Below are 7,566 nucleotides of genomic sequence, written 5' to 3'. Positions count from 1 at the left end.
GGACCGCCAGCACCCGCCGGTGCCCGCTGTCGCTCGGCGGCAGGCCCAGCTTGGCGAAGACATTGCCGATGTGCTTGCTGACCGCGCGCTCGGAGACCACCAGCGTCCGGGCGATCGTCGCGTTGTCCCGGCCCTCCGCCATCAGGTGCAGCACCTCGCGCTCGCGCGGCGTCAAGGAGTCCACCGGATCGTCACGGCGCCGCGTCATCAGCTCCCTGACCACCTCCGGGTCCAGCGCCGTACCGCCCGCGACCACCCGTTCCAGCGCGTCCAGGAACTCCTCGACCCGCCCCACCCGGTCCTTCAGCAGATAGCCGAGCCCGCTCGCGCCGTCGGCCAGCAGCTCGGCCGCGTAGGTCTCCTCGACGTACTGCGAGAGCACCAGCACCGGCAGACCGGGCATCTCCCGCCGCGCCGCGAGCGCCGCGCGCAGCCCCTCGTCGCGGAAGCCCGGCGGCATCCGGACGTCGAGCACGGCCGCGTCCGGGCGGTGTTCGAGGAGGGCGGGCAGCACCTCGGGGCCGCTGGAGGCGACGGCCACCACCTCGTGCCCGGCGGAGTTCAGCAGCAGGACCATGCCCTCCCTCAGCAGAGCGTTGTCCTCGGCGATCACCACACGCACGGCAGCTCCACTTCGATCAGTGTCGGCCCCCCGACGGGGCTGGTCATCTCCACGGTCCCGTCGAGCGCCGCGACCCGTCGCCGCATGCCGAGCAGCCCGCTGCCGCCCGAGGGATCGGCCCCGCCCCGCCCCTCGTCCCGTACCGCGACCCTCAACCTATCGGGCATCCGGACGAGGCCGACCGACGCCTGTCGCGCCCCGCTGTGCTTGGCCGCGTTGGTCAGCGTCTCCGCGATCACGAAGTACGCGGCGGCCTCGACCGCCGCCGGGGCGCGGAGCCCGTCCTCCACCCCGTCGTCCCGTACGGCCACCTCGAGCCCGCTGCCGGCCGCGAGCGCCCGTACGGCGCCGACGAGCCCGCGGTCGGTGAGGATCGGCGGATGGATGCCGCGCACGACATGGCGCAGCTCGGTAAGGGCCTCCTCGGCCTGGTCCTGCGCGTCCTCCAGCAGCTTGTGCGCCGCGTCGGGGTCCTTCTCGTACGCACGCCGCGCGAGCCCGACCCGCATCGAGAGCGCCACCAGGCGCGCCTGCGCACCGTCGTGCAGGTCCCGCTCGATGCGCCGCAGCTCGGCCCCGTGCGCGGCCACGGCGCCCGCCCGGGTCTCGGACAGCTCCTCCACCCGCTCGGCGAGCCGGGCACTGCGCAGCGCCTCCGGCGACGGCAGCAGCAGCGCCCGCGACCACGCCGCGTCGAGGTCGACGAGCCGCTCGATCAACGGCAGCACCACGGCCCGTTGCTTCAGCAGCCCGCACCACACCCCGTCGACGAGCAGCCCGATCACCCACACCGGCATCGCACAGCAGGCCAGCAGCCAGCCGTAACCCGCGTGGGCCACGAGCCAGCGCAGATCGCGGTACGTGGCCGGATCCCCGACCGCCGCCCGCGCCCGCGCGAACGCCTCCCCGGTCAGCGGCCGGTACGCCTCGGGCACCGGCGCCCCGGTCCAGGCACCCACCAGCCGCCGCTTGTACCCGGCCGTCCTGCGCAGCAACAGCACCGACTCGGGCAGCACCCCCGCCCCCACGACGGTGGCCATGGCCACGGCGGCGAAGATCACCACCCCGACGGACAAGTACGAGGCCAGGGCCAGCCCGGCCGCTCGCAGCAACTCGACCGAGGCCCACCCCGCCCGCCGCACCGTCTCCCGCATGGCCGTCAGGCTAAGCGACCGGCTGGGGCGGCGGGAGCGGAGTGCGCCGGCCGGTGGGCGAATCGGTGGGGGTGTAGCCCGCTACACCCCGGATCCGGGGGCGCGGCCCATCGAGACGGCGGCGCGAGCCGGGGATCGTAGACCTCGGACAACGAAGGCCCGATCCACCGGCCGACGCACCGACCGACCCACCGGCCCACCCACCGGCCCACCAAGGGCCCCTCCGAAAGGAACCCCTCATGAAGTCCCTGCTCTGGCTGGTCCTGGCCCTCGCCGCCATCGTCAACGTCGCCTCCAGCTTCGCCTTCGGCGGCATCGAGCAGATCCTGGTCAGCAGCGTCACCGGCCTCACCGCCATCGCCGCCACGGCCCTCTACCTGACCCGCGACCGCCGCACCGCCTGAGCGGGTGCACCGGCGGCTACCTCACCTCGGACATCCCCCGCCACCACCGACTGTCCGGGGCGTCCACGCGAACGATCCTGGCCCTCGCCGTGATCTTGGCGTCGAGGGCCCGGACGAGCACCCGCAGCTCGCGCGCGCTCTTCTTGGGCAGGGCGTGGAGCGCGGTCTCGAGGAAGTCGCGAAAAGATCCGGGATCGCAGCCACACTCGTACATCTCGCACCGAGGCCCCCAGAAAGCGTCGGTCACACCTCTGAGAGGGCCGTGGGCCAGGGCCCTCCAGTGCCAGAAGGCTTCCTCGATGGCCTCGGGCCAGAAGCGGGTGCGCTCGAGCCGACGCAGATCGGCGGCGCAGGCCCCCGAGAGACGGTCGATCGGCGGATACCGCCGACGCCTCAGGAGACGGACCGGAATGTCGCCCCGCAGGGCTGATGGGCGCCTACGCGGCATGGCCCTTTCGAAAGCTGGTCATGGCGGTCAACGTACCGCCCACGAAGGGCGGCCGACCAAGCGGTTTTACGAAGCCATGTGACGGCGCGGAGCACTAACGGACGAGATCCTCGGACACCGCCCACAGACGGTTGGCGTTCTCCGGGTCCAGCGCGTACGGCGCGATACCGGCGACGGCATCGCCTCGTTCGGTAACCGGCGCGGCCTGCCCGCAGTCCTCGAAATAGCGGCCGGTGATGCCCTCCACCGTCGGTGAGGCCGCCAGCAGCACCGATGTCGCGGCGCCCTGCGCCACGTTCTTCTGCGGCGGCAGCGCCAGTCCGGTGGTCTCGATGAAGCCCGCCAGCTGCTGCGGGTCCACGTGCCGGGCGAGCGATGTGTCGCCGATGTTGCCCGGCATGAGCGCGTTGGCGGTGATGCCGTCGTCGGCCCACCGCTCCGCGGCACCGACGGCGAACAGGATGTTGGCGGTCTTCGACTGCCCGTAGGAGGTCCACGGGTCGTAGGGGCGGAAGCGGTAGTCCAGGTCGTCGAAGACGACGGGCGAGAAGAGATGCCCGAGAGAACTCACCGAGACCACACGCGCCCCATCCGCCGCCGCGAGAGCCTGGCGCAGCCCGACGGCGAGCGCGAAGTGCCCGAGGTGGTTGACGGCGAACTGCGTCTCCCGGCCGTCAGGGGTGCGGGTGAGTTCCGGCAGGGCCATCACCCCGGCGTTGCCGACCAGGATGTGCAACGGGCCCGACCAGTCGGCCACGAAAGCCTCGACGGTGGACCGGTCGGCCAGATCGAGACGCGCCACCGTCAGCTTGCCCGCTTCCGCGGGAAGCCCGGCCTCCAAACCGGCCGCCGCACGCGCTCCCGCGTCGGTGTTCCGCACGGCCAGGGTGACATCGGCGCCCGCCGCCGCGAGCGCCCGGGCCGTCTCCACTCCGATCCCGGAACTGGCGCCGGTCACGACGGCCCGGCGGCCGTGCAGGTCGACGCCGTCGATGACCTCGGCGGCGGTGGTGCTGGCCCCGAACGCGGGGGGAGTCTGAGGCACGGACATGGGTGAATCTCCAGACGCTTCGAAATGTAACTAACTGGATAGATACACGGTAGGCAAGCGAGGTCGCCGATGTCAATAACTAGATAGTTACTTGCTACGGTGGCGTACATGCCACGGGACTCCAGCGCCACCAAGGCACGTCTGCTCGACGCCGCCTTCACCGAATTCGCCGCCTACGGCATCGCCGGGGCCCGCGTGGACCGGATCGCCGAGACCGCGAGCGCGAACAAGCGGCTGATCTACGCCTACTTCGGCAACAAGGAGCAGCTCTTCGACGAGGTGCTGCACCGTGCGCTGGCCGCGGGTGCCGAGTCGGTCCCGTTCGACGTCGACGACCTGCCCGGATACGCCGGAGCGATCTTCGACCACCTCGTCGCCCGCCCCGACCTCATGCGCCTGCGCATGTGGAAGCGGCTGGAACGCCCCTCCGCCGCCGGATTCGAGACGGACGCCTTCTGCCTGAAGACCGCCGAAGTGGCTGCCGCCCAGGAGCGCGGAGAACTGGCCCGGGACATGGACCCCACCGACCTCCTGACCATGGTCCTCGCCGTGGCCCAGGCGTGGTTCAGCGCCGCGGAGGGCGCCGATACACAGGAGGCCGACCGGCCCTGGTCCCAACAGCGCCTGGCCCTCCACCGCGAGGCAGTGGTCGAAGCCGCCCGTCGCATCAGCGAGCCCCGGCCCGCGGACGCCCACTGAGCCGGGAACCAAGGCGGAAACCACGACGGGCCCGGAGGTCCGGGCCCGTCATCCGCCCCGGTGGGCGGAGGCGTTCAGATGACTCACTCGGGGTCTTTGACGTCGTCGTCGGGCAGGAGTTCCCGCGTGGGCGGCGGGTCAATGGCGGCGGTGGGGTTGGCGCAGCCGGGGACGCTGCCCTCGGGGGCGCAGTTGTCCGGGGTGTTGTCGATGACCTTGGTGTTGATGAGCGTCACCTGACCGCCCGACTGGTTGTCGATGCCGCCGCCGAAGCCGGTCGCGGTGTTCCGTTCGACGATGCCGCGGTCCAGGTTGAGCTGCCCACTGTCGTTGTAGAGGAACCCCTCCGGAACCTGATCGAGCAGTTGGCGTGCTTCGGCTCTCTGTGTCGGCGTGCCACTCTGCGACGCCCCGACGCGCTGCTTGCACGTAGCGGGCTCTTGTGTGCCATGTCTGCTGGCTTCTCGCGCTGGGCCGCTGGACAAGTGCCGGTTACCGAAGCGTTTTGCGTAGCGACCCGCGGACAGTGAGCCACAGCACGAGCCAGCACCAAGCAAAGAAGCCCCGATCCACGTAATCGCAGATCAGGGCTACCTTGTCGTGCCCGGTGAGGCACTGGCGGAGGATACGAGATTCGAACTCGTGAGGGGTTGCCCCCAACACGCTTTCCAAGCGTGCGCCCTAGGCCTCTAGGCGAATCCTCCGCTGGAGACTCTACAAGACGATCGGGAGTGCTTGCGAACTCGTTCCCACCCCGGTCTATCCGCTAGGGTGGGGGCCAGCCCCTCACGTGGCGCTATCTCACCGAACTCCCCCAGGGCCGGAAGGCAGCAAGGGTAAGTGAGCTCTGGCGGGTGCGTGAGGGGCCCCTTGCGTCTGTGGGGGTGTGAAGGGCTGTGGGGATGCGGGTTGGGCCGGTTGTCCGTGGTCCCCGATATCGTCGTAAGCGTGTCGTCCCTCGCGCTGTACCGCCGCTACCGCCCCGAGACCTTCGCGGAGGTCATCGGGCAGGAGCATGTCACCGGCCCGCTGCAGCAGGCGCTGCGCAACAACCGGGTCAACCACGCGTATCTCTTCAGCGGTCCGCGCGGGTGTGGCAAGACGACCAGTGCGCGCATCCTGGCCCGCTGTCTGAACTGTGAGAAGGGTCCCACCCCGGCGCCGTGCGGCGAGTGCCAGTCGTGCCAGGACCTCGCGCGGAACGGGCCGGGGTCGATCGATGTGATCGAGATCGACGCCGCGTCGCACGGTGGTGTGGACGACGCCCGTGAGCTGAGGGAGAAGGCGTTCTTCGGGCCCGCGTCCAGTCGCTACAAGATCTACATCATCGATGAGGCCCATATGGTCACCTCGGCGGGGTTCAACGCCCTGCTGAAGGTGGTCGAGGAGCCCCCGGAGCACCTCAAGTTCATCTTCGCGACCACCGAGCCGGAGAAGGTCATCGGCACGATCCGGTCGCGTACGCACCACTATCCGTTCCGGCTCGTGCCGCCCGGGACGCTCCGCGACTATCTGGGAGAGGTCTGCGGGCGCGAGGCGATTCCGGTCGAGGACGGGGTGCTGCCGCTGGTGGTGCGGGCCGGGGCCGGGTCCGTGCGGGATTCGATGTCGGTGATGGACCAGCTGCTCGCGGGCGCGGCCGACGACGGCGTGACGTACGCCATGGCGACCTCGCTGCTCGGTTATACGGACGGCTCGCTGCTGGACTCGATCGTGGACGCCTTCGCGGCGAGCGACGGGGCTGCGGCGTTCGAGGTCGTCAACCGCGTGATCGAGGGGGGCAACGACCCCCGGCGGTTCGTCGCCGATCTGCTGGAGCGGCTGCGCGATCTGGTGATCCTCGCCGCCGTGCCGGACGCGGCGGAGAAGGGGCTCATCGACGCCCCGGCCGATGTGGTGGAGCGGATGCAGGCGCAGGCGTCGGTCTTCGGCGGCGCCGAGCTGAGCCGCGCGGCGGACCTCGTCAATGAGGGTCTTACGGAGATGCGCGGCGCCACCTCGCCGCGGCTCCAGCTGGAGCTGATCTGCGCCCGGGTGCTGCTGCCCGCCGCCTTCGACGATGAGCGGTCCATCCAGTCGCGGCTGGAGCGGCTGGAGCGCGGGGCCCTCGCGGGAGGCCTGGGCGGTGGAGCCGGTGCTGGTGCCGGTGGCGGTGGTGGTGCCAGCGGTGGTGGCGTCGCGGGGGCCGGGCCCGCCATGGGGTACGTACCGGGGCCCGACGCTCACGCTCCCGCTCCTCCCGCTGGTGGGCCGTCCGGTCCGGCCGCCGCGCGTGCGGCTATGGCCGGGGGCGGGCCTGGGCAGGCCCCGGAGAGTGCGGGTGGCGAGGCGCCTGGTGGATGGCCTGCCGGGGCGCGGCCTGCCGCGGACAGCGGTCCGGGGGGTGCCGTAGACAGTGGACAGCAGGGTGGTGCACCGGCCGCGGCCGCGCCCCCGGAGGACGGTGGCGGGCAGCGGCCCGGGGCGTGGCCGTCGGGTGCCCAGGCCCCGGCCGCCGAGGGCGGCGGATCGCGGCCCGGAGCCTGGCCCGCCGCATCCGCTCCCGGCTCCGGGGCTTCCGGTCCCGGTGGCGCGTCCGGTGCGTCCGGTGCGTCTGGTGGTGGCGGTGGACAGGGCGCCGGGGCGCCCGCCCGGCAGCCCGGCGGCTGGCCCACGGCCACCGCGCCGGGGCAGGGCGGCGGCCCCTCCGCGCAGGCGCCCGCGGCGCCCTCCGCGCCGACCACTCCGAGCGCCCCGACCGCGCCTTCTGCTCCCGCCGCCGGGCCCGCGCCCTCCGCACCCGCGCCGGGCGCGCCGAGCATGGCGCAGGGCGCCGTCCAGGTGCGGCAGATGTGGCCGGACATCCTGGAGGCGGTCAAGAACCGCCGCCGCTTCACCTGGATCCTGCTGAGCCAGAACGCGACGGTGTCCGGCTTCGACGGCACCACCCTCCAGCTCGGCTTCTCCAACGCGGGCGCGCGCGACAGCTTTGTGGGTGGCGGCAGCGAGGACGTCCTGCGGCAGGCGCTCCAGGACGCCATAGGGGTGCAGTGGCGGATCGAGGCGATCGTCGACCCCTCGGGCGGCGCCGGACAGCAGGGCGGCGGCCCAGGCGGTCCGGGCGGCTTCGGTGGTGCCGGTGGCGCCGGTGGTGCCGGTGGTGCCGGTGGTGCCGGTGGTGCCGGTGGCCAGGGCGGTCCCGGCGGCTT

Annotated in this window: 8 protein-coding genes, 1 tRNA gene and 1 other RNA gene; 4 read left to right on the top strand and 6 right to left on the bottom strand. The window is 72.2% G+C overall.

The window, feature by feature from the left end; genetic code table 11:
• The coding region (locus GWI24_RS36590) for a response regulator transcription factor (protein WP_210950349.1) at window positions 1-622 on the bottom strand (622 nt) is incomplete at its 3' end.
• A complete protein-coding gene (locus GWI24_RS36585; RefSeq protein WP_210950348.1) occupies window positions 610-1,776 on the bottom strand; it encodes a sensor histidine kinase in 1,167 nt (388 codons plus the stop codon). The genes GWI24_RS36590 and GWI24_RS36585, both read right to left, overlap by 13 nt.
• A gap of 239 nt (window positions 1,777-2,015) precedes the next feature.
• Between GWI24_RS36585 and GWI24_RS36580 the strand changes: the two genes are divergently transcribed.
• Window positions 2,016-2,180 (top strand): hypothetical protein, encoded by a 165-nt coding sequence (locus GWI24_RS36580; RefSeq protein WP_210950347.1) that lies wholly within the window; start codon window positions 2,016-2,018, stop codon window positions 2,178-2,180.
• Window positions 2,181-2,196: 16 nt separating this feature from the next.
• Here GWI24_RS36580 and GWI24_RS36575 read toward each other — a convergent pair whose 3' ends face one another.
• Together GWI24_RS36575 and GWI24_RS36570 are read right to left on the bottom strand one after the other, a co-directional pair.
• Window positions 2,197-2,427 carry a hypothetical protein gene (locus tag GWI24_RS36575; RefSeq protein ID WP_210950346.1) on the bottom strand — a complete coding sequence of 77 codons (231 nt, stop codon included), beginning with the start codon at window positions 2,425-2,427 and terminating at the stop codon, window positions 2,197-2,199.
• Between the two features lie 295 nt (window positions 2,428-2,722).
• The gene (locus GWI24_RS36570) at window positions 2,723-3,679 is read right to left on the bottom strand and encodes an SDR family NAD(P)-dependent oxidoreductase (RefSeq protein WP_210950345.1); all 957 of its coding nucleotides are present in this window, start codon (window positions 3,677-3,679) and stop codon (window positions 2,723-2,725) included.
• A 108-nt stretch (window positions 3,680-3,787) separates the two neighbouring features.
• Between GWI24_RS36570 and GWI24_RS36565 the strand changes: the two genes are divergently transcribed.
• A complete protein-coding gene (locus GWI24_RS36565; protein ID WP_210950344.1) occupies window positions 3,788-4,378 on the top strand; it encodes a TetR family transcriptional regulator in 591 nt (196 codons plus the stop codon).
• Window positions 4,379-4,461: 83 nt separating this feature from the next.
• Here GWI24_RS36565 and GWI24_RS36560 read toward each other — a convergent pair whose 3' ends face one another.
• Window positions 4,462-4,863, bottom strand: a complete 402-nt coding sequence (locus tag GWI24_RS36560) for a hypothetical protein (protein ID WP_210950343.1) — start codon at window positions 4,861-4,863, stop codon at window positions 4,462-4,464.
• 131 nt (window positions 4,864-4,994) lie between these two features.
• Window positions 4,995-5,082 (bottom strand) — tRNA-Ser (locus GWI24_RS36555).
• A gap of 73 nt (window positions 5,083-5,155) precedes the next feature.
• On the opposite strand from GWI24_RS36555, the gene ffs reads away from it, so the two are divergent.
• Together ffs and GWI24_RS36545 are read left to right on the top strand one after the other, a co-directional pair.
• Window positions 5,156-5,252: signal recognition particle sRNA small type (gene ffs / locus GWI24_RS36550), an RNA gene on the top strand.
• Window positions 5,253-5,326: 74 nt separating this feature from the next.
• Window positions 5,327-7,566 (top strand): DNA polymerase III subunit gamma and tau (locus GWI24_RS36545; RefSeq protein ID WP_210950342.1); only part of this gene is annotated, 2,240 nt, incomplete at its 3' end.

This window comes from Streptomyces sp. MK37H, from assembly GCF_018035285.1.
GTDB classification, from domain to species: Bacteria; Actinomycetota; Actinomycetes; order Streptomycetales; family Streptomycetaceae; genus Streptomyces; species Streptomyces endocoffeicus.
The sequence above is the reverse complement of the archived record's forward strand: the minus strand, read 5'-3'. Positions and strand labels throughout refer to the sequence as shown.